This is a genomic window from Streptomyces sp. HUAS MG56, from assembly GCF_058673395.1.
The window spans coordinates 9458576-9482922 of record NZ_CM178722.1; the positions used below are offsets into that span (position 1 = coordinate 9458576).

Annotated in this window: 1 protein-coding gene; it reads left to right on the forward strand. The window is 74.4% G+C overall.

Annotated elements, in window-relative coordinates; translation table 11 throughout:
* The first annotated feature begins 191 nt into the window (after positions 1-191).
* Positions 192-24281, forward strand: a complete 24090-nt coding sequence (locus tag AC4OXY_RS43395) for a type I polyketide synthase (RefSeq protein ID WP_491992465.1) — start codon at positions 192-194, stop codon at positions 24279-24281.
* The last annotated feature ends 66 nt before the right edge of the window (positions 24282-24347 follow it).

Consider the following 24347-nt stretch of genomic DNA (forward strand, 5'->3'; position numbering starts at 1 on the left):
CGGGCCGTTCATGATTTCCAAGGGTTTCCCCAGACAACCCGGCTCGGGGCCGAGAAAGGCTCCCGAGCCGGGTCATGCTGTCCCCACCGCACGAGGAACACACCCAGCGGCCGGACAGCCACAGGGCCCCTCCACCGTGCGCGAAGGCACGTTCCATCACCGAACCGAACCGAACAGCATGGGGGCAGTCCATGACGAATGAAGCCCAGCTTCGGGACTACCTCAAGCGGGTCACCGTCGATCTCCACAACACCCGCCGCCAACTGCGGCAGTTGGAGGCCCGCGAACAGGAGCCCGTCGCCATCGTCGGCATGAGCTGCCGCCTGCCCGGCGGCGTCCGCACACCCGACGACTTCTGGGACCTGCTCGTCTCCGGGACCGACGCGGTGGCGGACTGGCCCAGCGACCGCGGCTGGCCCACGGCCGCCGGGACCGACGGCGCCGACGGCCGCCGCCGCGGCGGCTTCGTCCACGACGCGGACCGGTTCGACCCTGCCTTCTTCGGCATCTCCCCGCGCGAAGCCCTCGCCATGGACCCGCAGCAGCGCCTGCTGCTCGAAGTGGTCTGGGAAGCCTTCGAGCGCGCCGGCATCGACCCCGCCGGACTGCGGGGCAGCCGCTCCGGAGTGTTCGTCGGATGCAGCGACCAGGGCTACACCTCCGGGCTGCGCGAGGTCCCCGACGACGTCCGGGGCCATCTGCTCACCGGCAACTCCATGTCGGTCCTCTCCGGCCGGGTCGCCTACACCCTGGGCCTGGAAGGCCCCGCCGTCACGGTGGACACCGCCTGCTCCTCCTCCCTCGTCGCCCTGCACCTGGCCGCCCAGTCGCTGCGCTCCGGCGAGTGCTCACTCGCCGTCGTCGGCGGCGTCACCGTCATGTCCGGCCCCGGCGCCTTCATCGAGTTCGACCAGCAGGGGGGCCTGGCCGGCGACGGCCGCTGCAAGGCCTTCTCCGACGACGCCGACGGCACCGGCTGGGCCGAGGGCGCCGGAACCATCGTCGTCGAACGGCTCTCCGACGCCCGCCGCAACGGCCACCAGGTCCTCGCGGTACTGCGCGGCAGCGCGGTCAACCAGGACGGCGCCTCCAACGGCCTCACCGCCCCCAACGGCCTCGCCCAGCAGCGCGTCATCCTCGCCGCCCTCGCCAACGCCGGCCTGCCCGCCGCCGAGATCGACGCCGTCGAGGCCCACGGCACCGGCACCTCGCTCGGCGACCCCATCGAGGCCCAGGCGCTCCTGGCGACCTACGGCCAGGGCCGCCCCGCCGACCGCCCGCTGTGGCTCGGCTCGGCGAAGTCCAACATCGGTCACACCCAGGCCGCCGCGGGCGTCGTCGGCGTCATCAAGTCCGTGCTCGCCCTGCGCCACGGCGTCCTGCCGCCCACCCTGCACGCCGAACGCCCCTCGCGACACGTCGACTGGAGCGCAGGCCACGTCCGACTGCTCACCGAGCCCGTCGAGTGGCCCCACGTCGACCACCCGCGCCGCGTCGGCGTCTCGGCCTTCGGCGTCTCCGGCACCAACGCCCACGTCGTCATCGAGCAGGCCCCCGAGCCCACCGCGGACGAGACCCCCGCGCAGCCGGCCCCCCGCACCGCCCTGCCGGTCCTGCCCTGGCTGCTGTCCGCCCGCGACGAGGCCACCCTGCGCGCCCAGGCCGGCCGCCTGGCCGCCCACCTGACCGCACGGCCGGACACGGACCCCTACGACCTGGCCGCCTCTCTGGCCACCACCCGCTCCACCTTCGAGACCCGAGCCGTCATCCAGGGCCACGACTACGCCGAACTCCTCGCCGGGCTCCACGCGTTGGCGACCGGCGACCCCGACTCCCACACCCTGACGGGCACCGCCCGGGACGGCCGCACCGCGTTCCTGTTCTCGGGTCAGGGTGCGCAGCGGTTGGGGATGGGGCGTGAGTTGTACGAGGCTTTCCCGGTGTTCGCGGACGCCTTCGACGCCGTGTGCGCTTATGTGGGTGGGGAGTTGCGTGATGTGGTCTTCGGGGAGGATGCGGGGCGGCTGGATCGTACGGAGTGGGCGCAGCCTGCGTTGTTCGCGGTCGAGGTGGCGTTGTTCCGTCTGGTGGAGTCGTTCGGGGTGCGTCCGGATGTCTTGATCGGGCATTCGATCGGTGAGATTGCTGCTGCGCATGTGGCGGGTGTGTTGTCGCTGGAGGATGCCTGCGCTCTGGTGGTGGCTCGTGGCCGGCTGATGCAGGAGCTGCCTGCTGGTGGTGTGATGGTGGCGGTGGAGGCTGCCGAGGACGAGGTGCTGCCTCTGCTGGAGGGCCGTGCGGGTGAGGTGTCGATCGCCGCGGTCAACGGTCCTCGGGCGGTGGTGATCGCGGGTGCCGAGGCTGCCGTCATCGAGGTCGCCGAAGAACTCCAGGCACAGGGTCGGCGTACGTCGCGTCTGCGGGTCTCGCACGCCTTCCACTCGCCGCTGATGGAGCCGATGCTGGACGCGTTCCGTGATGTGGCGGAGGGCATCAGTTACGGCACTGCGTCGATCCCGGTCGTGTCGAACGTGACCGGACGCCTCGCCGCAGACGGCGAGTTGGCGTCGCCCGACTACTGGGTACGGCATGTCCGTGAGGCGGTCCGCTTCGCTGATGGCGTGGCTGCGCTGGCCGCCGAGGGTGTGACGCGTTTCCTGGAGATCGGCCCTGACGGCACCCTCACCGCCCTCGCGCAGAACGCCGCGGCGGACGACGCACTGTACGTGCCGGTCCTCCGCAAGGACGGCCAGGAGACCCAGCACCTCGTGACGGCCCTCGCGCGACTGCACGTGAACGGGGCCTCGGTGGCTTGGGCCGCCCTTCTCCCGGGCGCCGCCGGCACGGTCGAGCTGCCCACGTACGCCTTCCGCCGCGACCGTTACTGGCTGGAGCGCTCCTACGGCGAGGACGGATCGGCCGTCGACGTCAGCGGACCGCACCACACGGTCGTCTGGCGTACGGTCGCCGGTCTGCCCGAGGGTTCCCGGCTGTCAGGGCGCTGGCTGTTCCTCAGGCCCGTGTCCCTGGACGGCTCCGACGGCTGGGACGGTGCGCTGACCGGTGCCCTGCACGACGCGGGGGCGGAACTGGTCGTCGTCGAGCATCACCACAGCGACACCCGGGCCGAGTTGGCCCGCCGGATCGCCGTAGCCATCGAGGACACCCCGGTCACCGGTGTCGTCTCCACGCTCGCTCTGGAGCGCGGCGAGAACGGCGACGTGCCCGGCGGCCTGCTCGCGACCACAGTGCTCGTGCAGGCACTCGGTGACGCCGCTGTCCTGGCACCGCTGTGGACGCTGACCCGGGGAGCTGTCACCACCACGGCCGGCGATCCCGTATCGGAACCGGACCAGGCCGCCGTCTGGGGCCTCGGCCGCGTCGTGGCCCTGGAACACCCCGATCGCTGGGGCGGTCTCGTGGACCTGCCCCCGACGCTGGACGGGCGCTCGGCGGCCCGGCTCGTCACGCTGCTCGCCGAGGGCGCGAAGGCCACGACCCGGCAGGAGGACCAGGCCGCGATCCGTACCGGTGGTGTCCTGGGCCGCCGTCTGGTTCCGACCTCCCACGCACCGGAATCGGTCTGGCAGCCGTCCGGCACGATCCTGGTGACCGGTGGCACGGGCGCGCTGGGCGCCAGGGTGGCCCGGTGGGCCGCCCGGCAGGGCGCGGCGCACCTGGTCCTGGTCAGCCGCAGCGGAGCCCAGGCGCCGGGTGCCGAGGAGCTGCGGCGCGAACTGCGTGACATCGGCGCCGAAGCGACCCTGGCCGCACTCGACCTGACAGACCGTGAGAAGCTGCGCGCGCTGCTCGACACCCACCCCGTGGACGCGGTCGTCCACACCGCCGGAGTGCTGGAGGACGGCGTACTCGACGGTCTCACGCCGGGCGCGTTCAGGAACGTCTTCGCCGCCAAGGTCGCCGGTGCGCGCAACCTGGACGAGCTGACCCGCGACCGCGACCTCTCCGCCTTCATCCTCTTCTCGTCCTTCGCCGGCACGGTCGGCTCCGCCGGACAGGCCAACTACGCGGCTGCCAACGCCCTGTTGGACGCCCTCGCGGAACGCCGCAGGAGCGAGGGGCTGCCCGCCACGTCGATCGCGTGGGGGCCCTGGGCCGGTGGCGGCATGGCCGCCGACGCCGACGCGGAGGGCCGCCAACTGCGCGGCGGCGTCGGCTTGCTCGACCCCGACCGGGCCCTGGACGCCCTCGCGGCCTGCGCTGCGGACGCGTCCGCTGTCGCCTTCGTGGCCGACGTCGACTGGAGCCGCTTCGGCCCCGCCTTCACCGCGGTCCGGCCCAGCTCGCTCCTCAGCGAGGTGTACCGGACCCCGGCCGGGTCCGAGCTCGCCGTCGAGACCGTCACGACCGGACTGCAGGCCCGGTTGCGCGCCCTCGCCCCCGAAGCCCGCCGACGTGAACTCCTCACCGAGGTGCGCGCCCGGGCCGCCGCGGCACTCGGGTACGCCGGCGCCGAACAGGTCGGTGCGGAGCGGGCGTTCCGGGATCTGGGTGTGGATTCTTTGATCGCGGTGGAGCTGCGCAACGTCCTGGCCTCGGTCTCGGGCGTCGCGCTCCCCTCGACGGTGGTCTTCGACCATCCGACCCCGCAGGCTCTGGCCGAGTTCCTCTACAGCGAGCTGTTCGCGGACGAAGCCGCCGCTACCGCCGTGCCGGGTGGCTCCACACCGATCGCGGTGGACGAGCCGGTGGCGATCGTGGGTATGGCGTGCCGTTTCCCGGGTGGTGTGGAGTCGCCCGAGGATCTGTGGGATCTGCTGGTCAACGGGCGTGACGGAATCGGCGACTTCCCCACCGACCGCGGCTGGGACCTCGATCTGCTCTTCGCTCCCGACCCGGACAACCCGTACGCCAGCCACACCGCCCACGGTGGGTTCCTGTCGGGTGTGGGTGGTTTTGATGCGGAGTTCTTCGGGGTGTCGCCGCGTGAGGCGTTGGCGATGGATCCGCAGCAGCGGTTGTTGTTGGAGACGTCGTGGGAGGCGGTGGAGCGGGCGGGGATGGATCCTCGGTCGTTGCGGGGGAGTCGTACGGGTGTGTTCGCGGGGACGAACGGTCAGGATTATCCGGCGTTGTTGGGTTTGTCGGAGGGTGACTTCGGGGGGTATGTCGGTACGGGTAATGCGGCGAGTGTGGCGTCGGGCCGGGTGTCGTACGTGCTGGGTCTGGAGGGTCCGGCGGTCACGGTCGACACGGCTTGCTCGTCGTCGTTGGTGGCTCTGCATCTGGCGGCGCAGGCGTTGCGGTCGGGGGAGTGTGATCTGGCGCTGGCCGGTGGTGTGACGGTGATGTCGACGCCGGGTGCGTTTGTGGAGTTCGGTCGTCAGGGTGGTCTGGCGGGTGATGGTCGGTGCAAGGCGTTCGCGGAGGAGGCGGATGGTACCGGCTGGGGTGAGGGTGTGGGTGTGCTGCTGGTGGAGCGGCTGTCGGATGCTGTTGCGGCGGGTCGTCGTGTGTTGGCGGTGGTGCGGGGTTCGGCGGTGAATCAGGATGGTGCGTCGAATGGTCTGACGGCGCCGAACGGTCCGTCGCAGCAGCGGGTGATCCGGGCTGCGCTTGCGGCGGCTGGTGTGTCGGCGGCTGATGTGGATGTGGTGGAGGCGCACGGTACGGGTACGAAGTTGGGTGACCCGATCGAGGCGCAGGCGTTGCTGGCGACGTATGGGCAGGGGCGTGAGGGTGAGCGTCCGTTGTGGCTGGGGTCGGTGAAGTCGAACATCGGTCACACCCAGGCTGCCGCTGGTGTGGCTGGTGTGATCAAGATGGTGGAGGCGTTGCGGCACGGTGTGTTGCCGGCGACGTTGCATGTGGGTGAGCCGTCCACGCATGTGGACTGGTCGGCGGGGGACGTACGCCTGCTGACCGAGAGCCAGGCGTGGATGGGGGACGCTGGGCGGGTGCGGCGTGCGGGTGTGTCGTCGTTCGGGCTCAGCGGTACGAATGCGCACGTCATCCTGGAGCAGGCACCCGAAGAGACGGTGGAGGTGGACGAGGGGCCGAGTTTGCCGGTGGTGCCGTGGGTGCTGTCGGGGCGCACTCCTGACGCCCTGCGCTCCCAAGCCACCCGCCTGCTGGACGCCGTAGGGACGACGTCCGACGTCGACCGCGTCGAGGTCGGCGCCGCTCTTGCCACGACGCGTACCGCATTCGAGAGCCGAGCCGTCGTCTGGGGCCAGGACCACGCCGAACTTCTCGCCGCTCTGGCCGCGTTGGCAGCGGGCGAGCCCAACCCCCGTGCTGTCACCGGAACCGTGGGAGAAGGGCGTACTGCCTTCCTCTTCTCGGGTCAGGGTGCGCAGCGGTTGGGGATGGGCCGCGAGTTGTACGAGGCTTTCCCGGTGTTCGCGGACGCCGTCGACGCCGTGTGCGCTTACATGGGTGGGGAGTTGCGTGATGTGGTCTTCGGGGAGGATGCGGGGCGGCTGGATCGTACGGAGTGGGCGCAGCCCGCGTTGTTCGCGGTCGAGGTGGCGTTGTTCCGTCTGGTGGAGTCGTTCGGGGTGCGTCCGGATGTCCTGATCGGGCACTCGATCGGTGAGATCGCTGCCGCGCATGTGGCGGGTGTGTTGTCGCTGGAGGACGCCAGCGCCCTGGTGGTGGCTCGTGGCCGGCTGATGCAGGAACTGCCCGCCGGCGGTGTGATGGTGGCGGTGGAAGCCGCCGAGGACGAGGTGCTGCCTCTCCTGGAGGGCCGTGCGGACGAGGTGTCGATCGCCGCGGTCAACGGTCCTCGGGCGGTGGTGATCGCGGGTGCCGAGGCTGCCGTCATCGAGGTCGCCGAAGAACTCCAGGCACAGGGGCGGCGCACGACCCGTCTGCGGGTCTCGCACGCCTTCCACTCACCGCTGATGGAGCCGATGCTCGACGCGTTCCGCCACGTCGCGGAAGGCATCAGCTACACCGCACCCTCCATCCCCGTCGTCTCGAACGTGACCGGACGCCTCGCCGGTGATGGCGAGTTGGCGTCGCCCGACTACTGGGTACGCCACGTCCGTGAGGCAGTCCGCTTCGCCGACGGGGTGAGCGCTCTCGCCGCCGAGGGCGTGACGCGTTTCCTGGAGATCGGACCCGACGGCACCCTCACCGCCCTCGCACGCACGGTGCTCGGTGAGGTCGACCGTGTGGTCTGCGTACCCGCGCAGCGCAAGGACCGGTCCGAGGCCGACGCGCTGTACGCCGCGGTCGGCGCGTTGTACGCCGCGGGGCTTTCGGTCGGCTGGGCCGGGGTGTTCGCCGGGGTGCGGCCCGCACCGCTGCCGACGTACGCCTTCCAGCGCACCCGGTACTGGCCGGAGGTGCGGCGTGGCACCCGCGGCGCAGTGGCCGCGGTGTCCGCCGGGGAGGCCGCGTTCTGGGGAGCCGTCGAGCACGGGGAAGCCGATGAACTCGCCGGTGTGCTCGGGCTCGACGCCGGTGAACTGGACCGTGGTGAACTGGACCGTGTCGTGACGGCGCTGTCGGTGTGGCGGCGCGCCGAGGTCGAGCGGACCACTGCGGACGCCTGGCGCTATCGCGTGCGTTGGGAGCGTCTGGAGCCGGGCGCGGAGCGGACGGTCACCGGGCGGTGGCTGCTGCTGCAGGCCGGTGACGACGAAGCACTGTCCGGCATCGAGGAGTTCGTGCCGGGAGTCGAGCGCGTCGTGTGCGACGTCGCCGACACCGGGCGTGCGGCCCTGGCAGTCGTGCTGGGCGCGGCAGCGGAAGACGGCGCGCCGGTCGCCGGTGTGCTCTCGTGCCTGCCGGGTGTGGACCGTGCCCTCGCGCTGGTGCAGGGGCACGGCGATGCCGGGCTCACCGCGCCGCTGTGGATCGTCACCAGCGGGGCCGTGGCCGTGGGAGCGGGTACCGAGGCCGCGGTCGAGCCCGGCCCGGCCTCCGTATGGGGGCTCGGTCGCGTCGCCGCGCTCGAACATCCCGATGTCTGGGGCGGTCTGCTCGACCTGCCCGCCCGGCCGGACCGACGCGCGCTCGCCCGGGTCGCCGCGGTGCTGGGCGCCGGCGACGAGGACCAGGTCGCCGTACGCGGCACCGACGCCTACGCGCGTCGGCTCGTGTCCGCGCCCGCCCCCGCCGCCGCGCGGGAATGGACCTCTCCGGAGCGTGTCCTGATCACCGGTGGTACCGGTGCCCTTGGTGCGCGTGTCGCGCGCTGGGTGGTGGAGCACGGGGCGCGTGAACTGGTGCTGACCGGCCGGCGTGGGCCCCAGGCACCCGGCGCGGACGAACTGCGCGCGGAACTCGTCCGACTCGGGGCGCGGGTGTCCGTCGTGGCCTGCGACATGGCGGAGCGCGGCGCGGTCGAGCGGCTGCTTGCCGAACACCCCGTGGACGCGGTGCTGCACTGCGCGGGCGTGCTGGACGACGACGTGATCGCCGACTACTCGCCCGACCGGCTCGCCGCGGTCCTGCGCGCCAAGGCCGAGGCCGCCGAACACCTCGACGAACTGACCCGCGACAGCGGGCTGTCGGCCTTCGTGACGTTCTCCTCGATCGCCGGTGTCTGGGGCAGCGGCGGGCAGGCCGCGTACGCCGCCGCGAACGCCCATCTCGACGCGCTCGTGGAACGTCGTCGCGCCCGCGGTCTGGCCGGCACCTCCGTGGCCTGGGGCCCGTGGGGAGACACCGGTATGGCCGCCGGCGAGGAGGCCAGGGAGCTGCTGGTCCGTCGTGGGCTGAGGCCGCTGGACCCCGCTGCCGCGCTGACGGCCCTCGAACGCGCCCTGGCCGCCCGGGACACGGCCGTGGTCGTGGCCGACGTGGACTGGGACCGGTTCGTGGCGGCGTTCACCACCGGCCGTCCCAGCCCCCTGCTCGCGGCGCTGAGCGACGCGGCCGCGGCACCGGCCGCGGACGGCTCCGCCACGGAGGCGGGCGGCGCGCTGCGCGACCGCCTCGCGCCGCTCGGCGCGCAGGAGCGCGACGCGGCCCTGCTCGACCTGGTGTGCCGCCGTGCCGCCGGGGTGCTCGGCCACGCCGACCCCGCCGCGGTGACCGTCGGACGCGCCTTCCGCGAGATGGGCTTCGACTCCCTCACCGCGGTCGAACTGCGCAACGACCTCACCGCCGAGACCGGCATCCCGCTGCCCTCCACGCTCGTGTTCGACCACCCCACCCCGCTCGCCGTCGCCGAGCACCTTCGGGACGCGCTGTTCGAGACGGTGGCGGAGCGGCACGAGGTGGCGGTGCGGGCCACCGACACCGATCCCGTGGTCATCGTCGGCATGGGCTGCCGGCTGCCCGGTGGCGTCGACGGCCCCGACGAGCTGTGGGAGCTGCTGGCCGCCGGCGGCGACGCCGTCGGCGGGTTCCCCGAGGACCGCGGCTGGGACCTGACCTCCCTGCTGGAGGCCAGTGACACCCGCTCCGGCGGTTTCCTGTCCCGGGCCGCCGACTTCGACGCCGCGTTCTTCGGCATCAGTCCCCGGGAGGCCCAGGCGCTCGACCCGCAGCAGCGGCTGATGCTGGAGACGTCCTGGGAGGCACTGGAGTTCGCCGGGATCGACCCCACCGCTCTGAAGGGCTCGCGCACCGGAGTCTTCGTCGGAGCCGGCAGCTCCGGCTACGCCACCGGCCTGAGCGAGGTCCCCGAGGGACTCGGCGGACATCTGCTGACCGGCCAGGCGGGCAGCGTCGTCTCCGGCCGTGTCTCCTACTCCCTCGGGCTGGAGGGCCCGGCCGTCACGGTCGACACCGCCTGCTCGTCCTCGCTGGTCGCCCTGCACCTGGCCGCGCAGTCGCTGCGCTCCGGGGAGAGTGATCTGGCGCTGGCCGGCGGTGTGACCGTCATGGCCGACCCCGGTGCCTTCGTCGAGTTCAGCCTCCAGGGCGGACTGGCCCCGGACGGCCGGTGCAAGGCGTTCTCCGAGGACGCCGACGGCACCGGCTGGGCCGAGGGCGTCGGCGTGCTGGTCGTGGAGCGGCTGTCCGACGCCCGGCGCAACGGGCACCGCGTGCTGGCCGTCGTGGCGGGCACCGCCGTCAACCAGGACGGCGCGTCCAACGGGCTGACCGCGCCCAACGGGCCCTCGCAGCAGCGGGTCATCCGGCAGGCGCTGGCCTCGGCCGGGCTCGCCCCGGCGGACGTCGACGCCGTCGAGGCGCACGGCACCGGCACCACCCTGGGCGACCCCATCGAGGCGCAGGCGGTGCTGGCGACGTACGGTCAAGGCCGTGCCGAGGACCGGCCGCTGTGGCTCGGCTCCGTGAAGTCCAACCTGGGGCACACCCAGGCCGCGGCCGGCGCCGTCGGCATCATCAAGATGGTCCTCGCCCTGCGCAACGGCATCCTGCCGGCCACCCTGCACGCCGGCCGGCCCTCCTCCCGCGTCGACTGGAATGCCGGACAGGTCCGCCTGCTGGACGAGGCCGTCGCCTGGCCGGCCGGTGAGCGCACCCGCCGTGCCGGTGTCTCCGCGTTCGGCGTCTCCGGCACCAACGCGCACGTCATCCTCGCCGAACCGGACACCGCCGAGGACGCGTCGGGCGCGCCCGCCGGTGACGGGACCGACCACGAGTCGGCCGCCCTGTCGTGGCTGCTGGCCGCGCGCAGCGCACCGGCCCTGCGCGACCAGGCCGCCCGGCTCCTCGCCCACCTCGAACAGCGTCCGGAGCTGGACGTCGCCGACGTCGCGCACGCCCTCGCCCTCACCCGCGCGCCGCTCGAACACCGCGCGGCCGTGACCGGGACCGGCCGTGCCGCGCTGCTGGCCGGACTCGGCGCGCTGGCCACGGGCGAGACGAGCCCCGCCGTGCTCACCGGGAACACCCTGAGCGGCGGCGGCACCGCGTTCCTGTTCGCCGGACAGGGCACCCAGCGTCCCGGCATGGGCCGCGCGCTGTACGACGCGTTCCCCGCGTACGCCGATGCCTTCGACGCCGTCTGCGGGCACTTCGACGGACTGCTGCCGCGGCCTCTCGCCGAGGTCGTGCACGAAGGCGACGCGGACACCCTCAACCGCACCGAGTACGCCCAGCCCGCGCTGTTCGCCGTCGAGGTGGCCCTCTTCCGGCTCCTGGAGACGTTCGGGGCCCGGCCCGCGCACCTCATCGGACACTCCGTGGGCGAGATCGCCGCCGCGCACGTCGCCGGGGTGCTCGCCCTGCCCGACGCCTGCCGCCTGGTCGCCGCCCGCGGCAGGCTGATGCAGGAACTGCCCGAAGGCGGCGCGATGATCGCCCTCCAGGCGGCCGAGGACGAGGTGCTGCCGCTGCTCGCCGGACGGGAGGACGTCCTCGGGATCGCGGCCGTCAACGGGCCACGGTCCGTGGTCGTCTCCGGTGACGAGGACGCGGCCCTCGCCGTCGCCGCCCACTTCGCCGAGCTGGGCCGCAAGACCACCCGGCTGCGGGTCAGCCACGCCTTCCACTCGCCGCGCATGGAGCCGATGCTCGACGACTTCCGCGCCGTGGCGGCCTCCGTCGAGTACGCGGAGCCGTGCATCCCGGTCGTCTCGGACCTGTCCGGCCGGGTCGCCGAGCCCGGCGAACTGACGGACGCCGAGTACTGGGTACGGCACGTACGGCACGCCGTACGGTTCGCCGACGGCGTCGCGGCCCTGGAGGAGCGGGGCGTCGCCCGCCTCGTCGAACTCGGCCCCGACACCACCCTGACCGCCCTGGCACAGGGCTCCTGGCAGGGCGCCGCGCCGCTCGCCGTGCCCACGCTGCGCGACGACCGCGACGAAACGGAGACGCTGCTGGCCGCGGTCGGCGCCCTGCACGCCCACGGCGTCCCCGTCGACCGGCGCGCCCTGCTCGACGCCACCGCGCCCGGCGCCCGTCCGGTGCACCTGCCCACCTACGCCTTCCAGCACCGGCCGTACTGGATCGAGACGGGCACCGCGGCGGGCGACCCGGCCGCTGCCGGACTCGTACCCGCCGACCACCCGCTGCTCGGCGCGGTCGTCCCGTCCGCCGTGGACGACTCCGTACTGCTCACCGGCCGCCTGGGGACCCGCACCGCGAGCTGGCTCGCCGCGCACCGCATCGGCGGCTCGGCTGTCGTCCCGAGCACCGCCTTCGTCGAACTCGCCCTCGCCGCCGGCACCCACGTCGGCCGCCCGCAGGTCCGTGAACTCGTCCTGGAACGCCCGCTGGCGCTGCCCGAGCACGACGGCGTCGCCCTGCAGATCCGCGTGGAGGCGCCCGACGACCGCGGGGACCGCGCCTTCGCCGTGCACGCACGGCTCGCCACCGACACCGCCGCCGCATGGACCCGGCACGCCGCCGGCGTCCTCACCGCCGAAACCGAACCGGCGCCCGCCCACGACCTCTCGGCCTGGCCGCCGCCCGGCGCCGAGGAACTCGACACCGAGGGCCTGTACGCGCGGCTGCGGGAGGCCGGCCTCGACTACGGGCCCGTCTTCCAGGGCCTCGCGGCCGCCTGGCGGGACGACACCGCCGTGTACGCCGAGGTCGCCCTGCCCGAGTCCGCCACGGCCGACGCCGGCCGCCACGACCTGCACCCGGCCCTGCTGGACGCCGCCCTGCACCCGCTGGGCCTCGGCGCGTTCGACGGCCTGGGCGACGGGCGCGTGCTGTTCTCCGCGGGTCCGGTCCGGCTGTTCGCCACCGGCGCCACGACCCTGCGCGTCCGCCTGGTGCGCAGCGGCGCCGACACGCTCTCCCTCACCGCCGCCGACGCGGTCGGCGACCCCGTCCTGACCATCGGGTCCCTGCTGCTGCGGCCCGCGCCCGGAGCGGCCACGGCCACCACGGACGCGGCCCGCGCCGCCCGGCAGGAGACCGCGCCCGCGGCCGAACCGGGCCGCCGCCGGGCCGCCCGCACCCAGCCTCCCGGCAGCCTCCTGGAACGGCTGGCCGGCCGGCCCGCCGCGGAACGCGAGCGCACGCTCCTCGCCACCGTCCGCGACCGGGTCGCCGCCGTCCTCGGCCACAGCGGCCCCGACGAGGTCGAACCGGCCCTGCCCTTCACCGACCTCGGCCTCACGTCCCTGACCGCGGTCGAACTGCGCAACGGGCTCAGCGCCGCCCTCGGCGTCACCCTCCCCGCCACCCTCGTCTTCGACCACCCGACACCGGCCGCCCTCGCCCGCCACCTCGCCGACGACCTGTTCGGCACCGCCGTCACCGGCGCGCCCACCGCCGTCCGCCGCGCCCTCGACGACGACCCGATCGCGGTCGTCGGCATGGCCTGCCGCTACCCCGGCGGCATCGCCGGGCCCGAGGACCTGTGGGACCTGGTGCGGGCCGGAGCGGACGGCGTCTCGCCGCTGCCCACCGACCGCAACTGGAACCCGGAGCGGCTCTACCACCCCGACCCGGACCACCCCGGCACGGTCTACACCCGCGAGGGCGGCTTCCTGCACGACGCCAGCCACTTCGACCCGGCGTTCTTCGCGATCAGCCCGCGCGAGGCCCTCGCCATGGACCCCCAGCAGCGCCTGCTCCTGGAGGTGTCCTGGGAGGCCCTGGAGCGCGCCGGCGTCGACCCTGCCGCCGCCCGCGGCTCCGCCACCGGTGTCTTCGCCGGCGTCACCTACCAGGACTACGTCACGATCCTCGCGGCCTCCGACGACAACTTCGAGGGCTACGTCGGCACCGGCAACTCGCCCAGCGTGCTCTCCGGCCGTATCTCCTACGCGCTCGGCCTGGAGGGACCGGCCGTCTCCATCGACACCGCCTGCTCGTCCTCGCTCGTCGCCCTGCACCTGGCCGCGCAGTCGCTGCGCCAGGGAGAGTGCGAACTCGCCCTGGCCGGCGGCGTCACGGTGATGTCGACACCCGGCTCGCTCATCGAGTTCAGCCGCCAGCGCGCACTGGCCGAGGACGGCCGCTGCAAGCCCTTCTCGGCGGACGCCGACGGCGCGAGCTGGGCCGAGGGCGTCGGCATGATCGTCCTGGAACGCCTCTCCGACGCGCGCCGCAACGGCCACCAGGTCCTCGCCGTCATCCGCGGCTCGGCCCTCAACCAGGACGGCGCCTCCAACGGCCTGACCGCCCCCAACGGGCCCTCGCAGCAGCGCGTCATCCGCCAGGCGCTGGGCGCCGCGGGACTGTCGCCGCAGGACGTGGACGCCGTCGAGGCGCACGGCACCGGCACCACCCTCGGCGACCCCATCGAGGCCCAGGCGCTCATCGCCGCCTACGGACAGGACCGCGACGAGGAACGGCCGCTGTGGCTGGGCTCGTTGAAGTCCAACATCGGGCACAGCCAGGCCGCCGCGGGCGTCGGCGGCATCATCAAGATGGTGATGGCGCTGCGCGAAGGACTGCTGCCTCGCACCCTGTACGCCGAGCACCCGACCCCGCACGTCGACTGGAGCGCCGGACAGGTCCGGCTGCTGAGCGAGGAGCAGCCCTGGCCGGACACCGGCCGCGCCCGCCGCGCCGGCGTGTCCTCCTTCGGCATGAGCGGCACCAACGCCCACGTCATCGTCGAACAGGCCCCCGACGCACCGGCCGCCCCCGCCACGACACCGGCCGAACTGCCCGCCGTTCCCGTGCTGTTGTCCGCCCGCACGCCCGCCGCGCTGCGCGCCCAGGCGGTCCGGCTCCGCGCCCACCTGCGCGCCCGGCCCGGCACCGCGCTCGCCGACCTCGGCTACACCCTCGCCGTCGGGCGGGCCGCCTTCGCCCACCGCGCCGCCGTCCTCGCCGACGACGCGGACCGGCTCGACGAGACGCTCACCGTGCTCGCCGCCGACGGACCGCTCACCGCACCCGCACTGGTCGGCACCGCCGTCGCCGCGGGCGCCGAACCCGTCCTGGTCTTCCCGGGACAGGGCGCCCAGTGGGCCGGAATGGCCCGCGAACTCCTCGACGAGTCACCGGTGTTCGCCGACTGGATCGACCGCTGCGAGCAGGCACTCGCCCCGCACGTCGACTGGTCGCTGACGGCGGTGCTGCGCGACGGCGAGGACGCCGCCGACCTCGGCCGCGTCGACGTCGTCCAGCCGGCCCTGTGGGCCGTCATGGTGGCCACCGCCGCCCTGTGGCGGGCCCACGGTGTCCGGCCGGCCGCCGTCGTCGGCCACTCCCAGGGCGAGATCGCGGCCGCCTGCGTCGCCGGAGCCCTCAGCCTGGAGGACGGCGCCCGCGTCGTCGCCCTGCGCAGCCGGGCCATCACCCGCATCGCCGGAACCGGCGGCATGATGTCCGTGCCGCTGTCCGCCGACGACACCCGCACCCGCATGGCACCGTGGGCGGACCGGCTCGCCGTCGCGGCCGTCAACGGCCCCGCGTCCGTCGTCGTCTCCGGCGAGGCCGGGGCACTGGACGAACTGCACACCGCCCTCACCGGCGACGGCATCCGGGCCCGCAAGGTCAACGTCGACTACGGCTCGCACTCCGCACAGGTCGAGGCGATCCGCGACACCGTCCTCGCCGCCCTGGACGGCATCACCCCGCGCGAGGCGGACATCCCCTTCCGCTCCTCCCTCACCGGCGACTGGCTCGACACCACCGGACTCGGCGCCGACTACTGGTACACCAACCTGCGCGAGACCGTCCGCTTCGAGGACGCCGTACGCGGCCTGATCGCCGCCGGACACCGCACCTTCATCGAGGTCGGACCGCACCCCGTGCTCGCCGTCGGACTGCGCGACACCCTCGACGCGGCCGGCGTGGACGGCGCCGTCCTCGGCTCCCTGCGCCGCGACCACGGCGACCTCAGGCAGTTCCTCGGCGCGCTCGCCGAGGCCCATGTGCACGGCGTCGACATCGACTTCGAGACCGTCTTCGCCGGCACCGGCGCCACCCGCACCGACCTGCCCACCTACCCGTTCGAGCACCAGCGCTACTGGCCGAGCATGCGCGAGGCGGCCGCCGCCGGCCTCGCCGCCGACGGCGGGCTCACGGCCGACTCCGTCGAGGCCCGCTTCTGGCAGACCGTCGAGCAGGAGGACCTGGAGAGCCTGACCGACGCCCTCGACCTGCCCGCCGACGCCCCGCTCAGCAGCGTGCTGCCCGCGCTGGCCGGCTGGCGCAACGCCCGCCGCGAGCAGGCCACCACCGACGCGTGGCGCTACGGCGTCGCCTTCACCCCGCTCAACCCCGGCCCGGCCACCCTCACCGGAACCTGGCTGCTGCTCGCCCCCGCCGACACGGCCGGCCACACCGCCGTCGCCGACGCGGTCGCCGACGCGCTCACCGCGGGCGGCGCCCGCACGGTCCGCCGGATCACCCTGCCCGACGACGACGACGCCGCCGCCGACCGCACGGCACTCGCCGGCCTCCTCACCGCCGACGAGGACACGGGACGCGTCGACGGCGTGCTCTCCCTGCTCGCCCTCGACACCCGCGACCACCCCGCCCACCCGGCCGTCCCGGTCGGACTCGCCGCGACCCTGGCCCTCGTACAGGCGCTCGGCGACCAGGGCATCGAGGCACCCCTGTGGTGCGCGACGCGCGGCGCCGTCGCCGTCGGCGGGGCCGACCCCGCGCCGGACGCCGCCCAGGCCCTCGTCTGGGGCCTCGGCCGGGTCGCCGCCATGGAGCACGCCGAGCGCTGGGGCGGCCTGATCGACCTGCCCGCCGACCTCGACGCCCGCTCCGCCACCCGCCTGGCCGCCGTCCTCGCCGACCCCGGCCAGGAGGACCAGATCGCGCTGCGCACCACGGGCGCCCACGGCCGCAGGCTGGTCCACGCCCCGGGCGCGGACACCCCAGCCGAGACCTGGCAGCCCCGCGGCACCGTCCTGGTCACCGGCGGCACGGGCGCCCTCGGCGGGCACGTCGCCCGCTGGCTCGCCGACCGCGGCGCCACCCGCCTGGTGCTGGCCGGCCGCCGCGGCGCCGACGCGCCCGGCGCCACCGACCTGCGGGACGAACTCACCGCCCGCGGAGTCGACGTCACGCTCGCCGCCTGCGACGTGTCCGACCGCTCCGCGCTCGCCACCCTGCTCGCCGGGATCCCCGCGGACCAGCCCCTGGACGCCGTGTTCCACGCGGCCGGCGCCCTCGACGACGGCGTGATCGACTCGCTCGACGCCGACCGCATGGACCCCGTCCTGCGCGGCAAGGCCACCGCCGCCCGGGCCCTGCACGACCTCACCCGCGACCTCGACCTGTCCGCCTTCGTCCTGTTCTCCTCCACCGCGGGCGTCCTCGGCGGCGCCGGACTCGGCAACTACGCCCCCGGCAACGCCTATCTCGACGCCCTCGCCGCCGAGCGGCGCGCCGCCGGGCTCCCCGCCACGGCGGTCTCCTGGGGCCTGTGGGCCGACGGCGGCATGGTGGGCGACGCGGCGGGCGACCGCATGCGCCGCTACGGCGTCCACCCCATGGACACCGCCGCCGCCTGCGCCGCCCTCGGCCGCGCCCTCGACCTCGGCGACACCCACGTCGTCGTCACCGATCTGCGCTGGGACACCTACGCGCTGTCCTTCACGGCCCCCCGGCCCAGCCACCTGCTGGACGAACTGCCCGCAGCCCGCCGCGCGTTGGACGCCGCCCGGCAGAACGCGACGACGGCGACCGCCGACACGTCCTCGCTCCACACCCACCTGGCCGCGCTGCCCGACTACGAACGGGCCGACGCCGTCCTGGAGATCGTGCGCGGACACGTCGCGAGCGTCCTCGGACACCCCTCGGGCGACGCCGTCGAACCGGAACGGCCCTTCACCGACCTGGGCATCGACTCGCTCAGCGCCGTCGAACTGCGCAACGGCATGAACCGCATCACCGGCCTGCGCCTGCCCAGCACCCTCGTCTTCGACCACCCCAACTGCCGGGCCCTCGCCGACTTCCTGCTCGCCCAGGTCGCCGACGACACGGAGTCCGCCGCGTCCGCCGCGCACGCTGCGCCGGGCGAGGCACCACGCCGCGCCGCCGCCGACGACCCGATCGCCGTGGTCGCCATGGGCTGCCGGTTCCCCGGCGACATCAGCACTCCCGAACAGCTGTGGCAGATGCTCCTGGACGGCGAGGAGGGCCTCGTGTCCTTCCCCGAGGACCGCGGCTGGGACCTCGACGCCCTCCACCACGGCGAGCCCGGGAAGACCGGCACCGTCTCCACCCGGACCGGCGGATTCCTCAGCGACGCGGGCGGGTTCGACCCGGCGTTCTTCAACATCTCGCCCCGCGAAGCCGTCGCGATGGACCCGCAGCAGCGGCTGCTGCTGGAGATGGCCTGGGAGACGTTCGAGCGGGCGGGCATCGATCCGCGGTCGCTGCGCGGCAGCCGGACCGGTGTGTTCGCCGGCACCAACGGCCAGGACTACACCGGCATGCTCGCCGCCTCCGGCGAGGACTTCGAGGGCTACATGCTGACCGGCAATGCCGCCAGCGTCGTCTCCGGCCGCCTGTCCTACACCTTCGGCCTGGAAGGCCCGGCCGTCACCGTCGACACCGCCTGCTCCGCCTCCCTCGTCGCCCTCCACCTCGCCGTGCAGTCCCTGCGCAACGGCGAATGCGACCTCGCCCTCACCGGCGGCGTCACCGTCATGGCCTCACCCGGTCTGTTCGTGGATTTCAGTCGTCAGCAGGGGTTGGCGGCGGATGGTCGGTGCAAGGCGTTTGCGGATGGGGCGGATGGTACGGGGTTCTCGGAGGGTGGTGGTCTGCTGTTGGTGGAGCGGTTGTCGGATGCGCGGCGTCTGGGGCATCCGGTGTTGGCGGTGGTGGCGGGTTCGGCGGTGAATCAGGACGGTGCGTCGAACGGGTTGAGTGCGCCGAACGGTCCGTCGCAGCAGCGGGTGATCCGGGCCGCGTTGGCGGATGCGGGTGTGTCTGCGGCTGGGGTGGATGTGGTGGAGGCGCATGGTACGGGGACGCGGTTGGGTGATCCGATCGAGGCGCAGGCGCTGTTGGCCACGTACGGGCGGGAGCGTGCGGGGGAGGGGCCGTTGTGGTTGGGGTCGGTGAAGTCGAATGTGGGTCACACGCAGGCGGGTGCGGGTGTGGCGGGTGTGATGAAGATGGTGCTGGCGATGCGTCATGGTGTGTTGCCGGCGACGTTGCATGTGGATGAGCCGTCGTCGCATGTGGACTGGTCGGCGGGTGCGGTGGAGTTGCTGACGCGGGCGCGTGTGTGGCCGCGGGTGGGGGAGCGTCCGCGGCGTGCGGGTGTGTCCTCGTTCGGTATCAGTGGGACCAACGCGCATGTGATCCTGGAGGATGTGACCGGCGAACCGGTTGCCGGTGACACTTCTGTCGTCCCGGTCGCGGACGGTTCGTACGTTCCCTGGGTCGTCACCGCACGCAGCCGGGACGCCCTGCGCGCCCAGGCCGCCCAACTCCTGGACCATCTGCGGGAGTTCCCCGACATCACCCCCGCGGACCTCGGCCTGTCCCTCACCGCGACCCGCGCCGCCTTCGAGCACCGCGCCGTCGTCCTCGGCGCCGACCGAGCCGCACTCAGCGACGGGCTGCGGCTGCTCGCCGCCGGCGAGAGCGGGCCGCACACCGTCACCGGCGTACACCGGGGCGACGGCAAGACCGCCTTCCTCTTCTCCGGGCAGGGCGCCCAGCGCCCGGGCATGGGCCGCGGCCTCTACGACACCCACCCCGCCTACGCGGACGCCTTCGACGCCGTCTGCGCCCACTTCGGCGCCGAACTGCGCGACCTCGTCCTCGGCGACGACGCCGAGCGGCTGAACCGCACGGAGTGGACACAGCCCGCCCTCTTCGCCGTCGAAGTCGCCCTGTACCGGCTGCTGGAGTCGTGGGGCGTACGCCCGGACTTCGTCGCAGGCCACTCCATCGGCGAGATCGCCGCCGCCCACGTCGCCGGAGTGATGTCGCTCAAGGACGCCTGCGCCCTGGTCGCCGCGCGCGGCAGGCTGATGCAGGAACTCCCGTCCGGCGGCGCCATGTTCGCCGTGGAGGCCACCGAGGACGAGGTACGTCCCCTCCTGGAGGGACACACGGACGCGGGCATCGCCGCGGTGAACGGGCCGCGCTCCGTGGTCGTCTCCGGCGCCGAGGACGTGGTCACCGACATCGCCGCGCGGCTCGCCGCCGACGGGCGCCGCACGACCCGGCTGCGGGTCAGCCACGCCTTCCACTCCCCGCTCATGGAACCGATGCTCGACGCGTTCCGCGAGGTCGCCGCGGGCATCACCTACGAAGCGCCGCGCATGGCGGTGATCTCCAACGTCACCGGCCGCGCCGCCGCCGGCGGCGAACTGCAGGACCCGGAGTACTGGGTGCGCCATGTGCGGGAGGCCGTCCGCTTCGCCGACGGCGTCCGCTGGCTCGCCGAGCACGGCGCCGACCGGTTCCTGGAGGTCGGACCCGACGGCACGCTCACCGCGATGGCGCAGAGCTGCCTGCCGGACGCCGAGACCACGCTGTTCGTGCCCGTGCTGCGCAAGGACCGTGCCGAGGACGAGACGCTCCTCGACGCCGTCGCCCGGGCCTTCGCGCACGGCCTGCCCGTGGACTGGCCGCGCCTGTTCGACGGCACCGGCGCCCGCACCGTACCCCTGCCCACGTACCCCTTCCAGCGCCGTCGCTTCTGGCCCGGGCCGCCCGCGCTGCTCGGCGACGTCACGTCCGCGGGCCTCGGCGCGAGCAGCCATCCGCTGCTGGGCGCGGCCGTGGAACTGGCCGACGGCGACACCCATGTCCTCACCGGCAGGCTCGCCCTCGGCAGCAGCCCCTGGCTCAAGGACCACGCGCTCACCAGCACCGCGCTGTTCCCCGCCACGGGATTCCTCGACCTGGCCCTGCACGCCGGTGCCCGGACCGGCTGCGAGCACGTCGCCGAACTGACGATCCTGGCCCCGCTCACCCTGCCCGCCCAGGGCGGCGTGCAGGTCCAGGTACGGGTCGAGGCGCCGGACGCCACCGGCGCGCGCCCCCTGACCGTGCACGGCCGGCCCGACACCGCCGAGCCCGGCACGCCGTGGACCCTGCACGTCAGCGGCCTGCTCACCGCCGCCGCCGAACCGGCCGCCGCACCCTACGACTTCACCGTCTGGCCGCCCGAGGACGGCACCGAGGTGCCGCTCGACGGCTTCTACGAGGCCTTCGCCGACCGCGGCCACCTCTACGGCCCGCTGTTCCAGGGCCTGACCCGGGTCTGGACGCGCGGCGCGGAGGTGTTCGCCGAGGCCGCCCTGCCTGCCGACGCCGCTCCCGCGGCCGACGCCTTCGACCTGCACCCGGCCCTGCTCGACGCCGCGCTGCACGCCGTGATGTTCGTACCGATGAAGGACGCCGGACGGCTGCCGTTCTCGTGGAGCGACGTGCGCCTGGACGCCGTCGGCGCCTCGGCGCTGCGGCTGCGGATGGTCCAGGAGGGCCCGGAGGCCATCGGCCTCGCCCTCGCCGACCCGACGGGCCGCCCGGTCGGCTCGGTCGGCTCGCTCACCCTGCGCGAGCTGACCGGCGACCTGGCGGGCTCCACCGTCGGCGCCCCGGACCGCCAGGGCCTGTACGAGCTGGACTGGCAGCCGGTGGCCACCGCGAACGCCGTCGCACCGACCGCGTGCACGGTCGTCGGCGCTGACGAGGCGACGGCACTGGCCGACGCCCTGCGGGCCGCCGGTCACACCGTGCGCCGGGCCTCCGGCCTCACCTCCGTCGCTGAGGACGAGCACGTGCCGGACACCGTCCTGTACGTCGTGCCCGCGCAGACTCCGGAGAACGCCCTGGGCGACCTCGCCGACGCGGGCCGCGACACCCTCACCGAGGTGCTCGCCGTCGTCCAGCGGTGGGTGGCCGACCCGGCGTTCGCGCACGCCCGGCTCGCCGTCGTCACCCGGGGCGCCGTCCCGGCGGGACCCCGGCCGGCCGACCCGGTGCAGGCGGCGGTGTGGGGCCTGGTGCGGGCCGCCCGCACCGAGAACCCCGGCCGGTTCGTCCTCGCCGACACCGACGGCACCGACGCCTCGGCGGCGGCCCTGCCCGCCGCGCTCGGCGACACCGCGTTCGAACTCGCCGTGCAGGAAGGGACGGTGACCACACCACGCATCGTCCCGCTGGCCGCCGACCGCGCCCTCGTCCCGCCCGCCGGCACCGACGCCTGGCGGCTCGGCGTGGCCCACCGGGGCAGCCTGGACAGCCTGCGCCTCGCGGCCTGCCCCGAGGTCGGGGCCGCGCTCGCCCCGAACGAGGTGCGCATCTCGATGCGTGCCGCCGGAGTCAACTTCCGCGACGTCCTCACCACGCTCGGCATGTACCCCGGCGAGGCCACCGCGATCGGCCTCGAAGGCGCCGGTGTGATCACCGAGACCGGCACCGACGTCACCGGCCTCGCACCCGGCGACCGCGTGATGGGCATGTTCGCCGGCGCCTTCGGGCCCGTCGCGGTCGCCGACGCCCGGATGGTCGCACCGATCCCGAAGGGCTGGAGCTTCGCCGAGGCCGCGACCGTACCCATCGTCTACCTCACCGCCTACTACGCCCTGGTCGACCTCGGCGGGCTCAAGCCCGGCGAGAGCGTCCTCGTGCACGCGGCGGCGGGCGGGGTCGGCTCGGCCGCCGTCCAGCTGGCCCGGCACCTCGGCGCCGAGGTGTACGGCACGGCGTCGCCCGCCAAGTGGGGCGCGCTGCGGGCCGCCGGACTCGACGACGCCCACCTCGCCTCCTCCCGCGGCCTCGGCTTCGAGGAGCGACTGCGCACCGCCACCGAGGGCCGCGGCTTCGACGTCGTCCTCGACTCCCTGGCCCGGGAGTTCGTGGACGCCTCCCTGCGGCTGCTGCCGCGCGGCGGCCGGTTCCTGGAGATGGGCAAGACCGACGTACGCGACCCCGAACAGGTCGCCGCCGACCACCCCGGCGTCACCTACCGGGCCTTCGACCTGATCGAGGCCGGACCCGACCGGATCGGCGAGATCCTCGCCGACCTGGCGGACCTGTTCGGGCGCGGTGCGCTGAAGCCGCTGCCGATGGCCGTGTGGGACGTCCGCCGGGCGCCCGACGCGTTCCGCTTCGTCAGCCAGGCGCGGCACGTCGGCAAGGTCGTGCTGACCCTGCCGACCGCGCCCGACCAGGCCGGCACCGTCCTGCTCACCGGCGGCCTCGGCGGCCTCGGCCGCATCACCGCCCGCCACCTCGTCGTCGAGCACGGCGTACGGCACCTGCTGATCGCCGGCCGGCGCGGCGCGGACGCGCCCGGCGCGGCCGAGCTGCGCGACGAACTCGCCGCGCGGGGCGCGGACGTCACCGTCGCCGCCTGCGACGTGGCCGACCGCACCGCACTCGCCGCGCTCCTCGCGGGCATCCCCGCCGACCGGCCGCTGACGGCCGTGGTGCACACCGCGGGTGTCCTCGCCGACGGCGTGCTGTCCTCGATGACACCGGACCGGCTGGAGCGGGCGCTGCGGCCCAAGGCCGACGCCGTGGTGGCGCTGCACGAGCTCACCCGTGACCTCGACCTCGCCCGGTTCGTGGTCTTCTCCTCGGTCGCCGGCACGTTCGGCGGCGCGGGACAGGCCAACTACTCGGCGGCCAACGCCTTCCTGGACGCCTTCGCCCAGCACCGGCGCGCCCAGGGCCTGCCCGCCGTCTCGCTCGCCTGGGGCACCTGGCTGCCCGAGGCGGGCATGACCGGGGAACTCGGCGACGCCGACCGCGAACGGCACGCCCGCACCGGCATGGTGCCGCTCGGACCCGGCACCGGCATGCGGCTGTTCGACGCCGCCGTCGGCAGCGACCGGGCCGCGCTGCTGCCGATGGACCTGGACCCGGCCGCCCTGCGGGCACACCACGACGTCCTGCCGGTCCTCCTGCGCGGCCTGGTGCGCAGCCCCGCCCGGCGCCGCGCCACCGCCGCCGGGACGGCGCCCGCCGCGCAGGCACCGCGGTCGCTGGCCGACCGGCTGGCTCCGCTGCCCGCCGCGGACCGCGAGCAGCTCCTGCTCGACGTGGTCGCCGAGCAGGCCGCCGCCGTCCTCGGACACGGCTCGGCGGCCGAGATCGATCCCGAACAGACCTTCAAGGAGCTGGGCTTCGACTCACTGACGGCGGTCGAGCTGCGCAACCGGCTCGGCGCGGCCACCGCCCTGCGGCTGCCCGCCACCCTGGTGTTCGACTACCCGACCGCCCTCGCCCAGGCCCGCTACCTGCTGGGCGAGCTGTCCCTGCCCGAGCCGCCCGGGACCGCGCAGGCCCTCCTCGGCGACATGGACCGCCTGGAGAGCGCCCTGCGGGGTGCCGACGTGGCCGGCGAGGACCGCGAGAAGGTCACCGCCCGGCTGCGCGAACTGCTCTCCCGCTGGCAGGGCGAGCCCCTCGGACCGACCCCCGCCGCCGCGCCCGCCGCCCTCTCCGACGAGGACGCCGAACTGGCCGAGGTCGAGACGGCGGGCGACCTCTTCGACCTGATCGACCGCGAGCTGGGGGACCTGTGAGCACCCCGCCGGTCCTCCGCACGCACCCGACGCCCCGGCTCCGCCCGGTTCAAGGAAGTGACTCTC

Bases quoted from the DNA above. Each gene is read 5' to 3' on its own strand.
- AC4OXY_RS43395 (WP_491992465.1), top strand. From the start codon at position 192: ATGACGAATGAAGCCCAGCTTCGGGACTACCTCAAGCGGGTCACCGTC.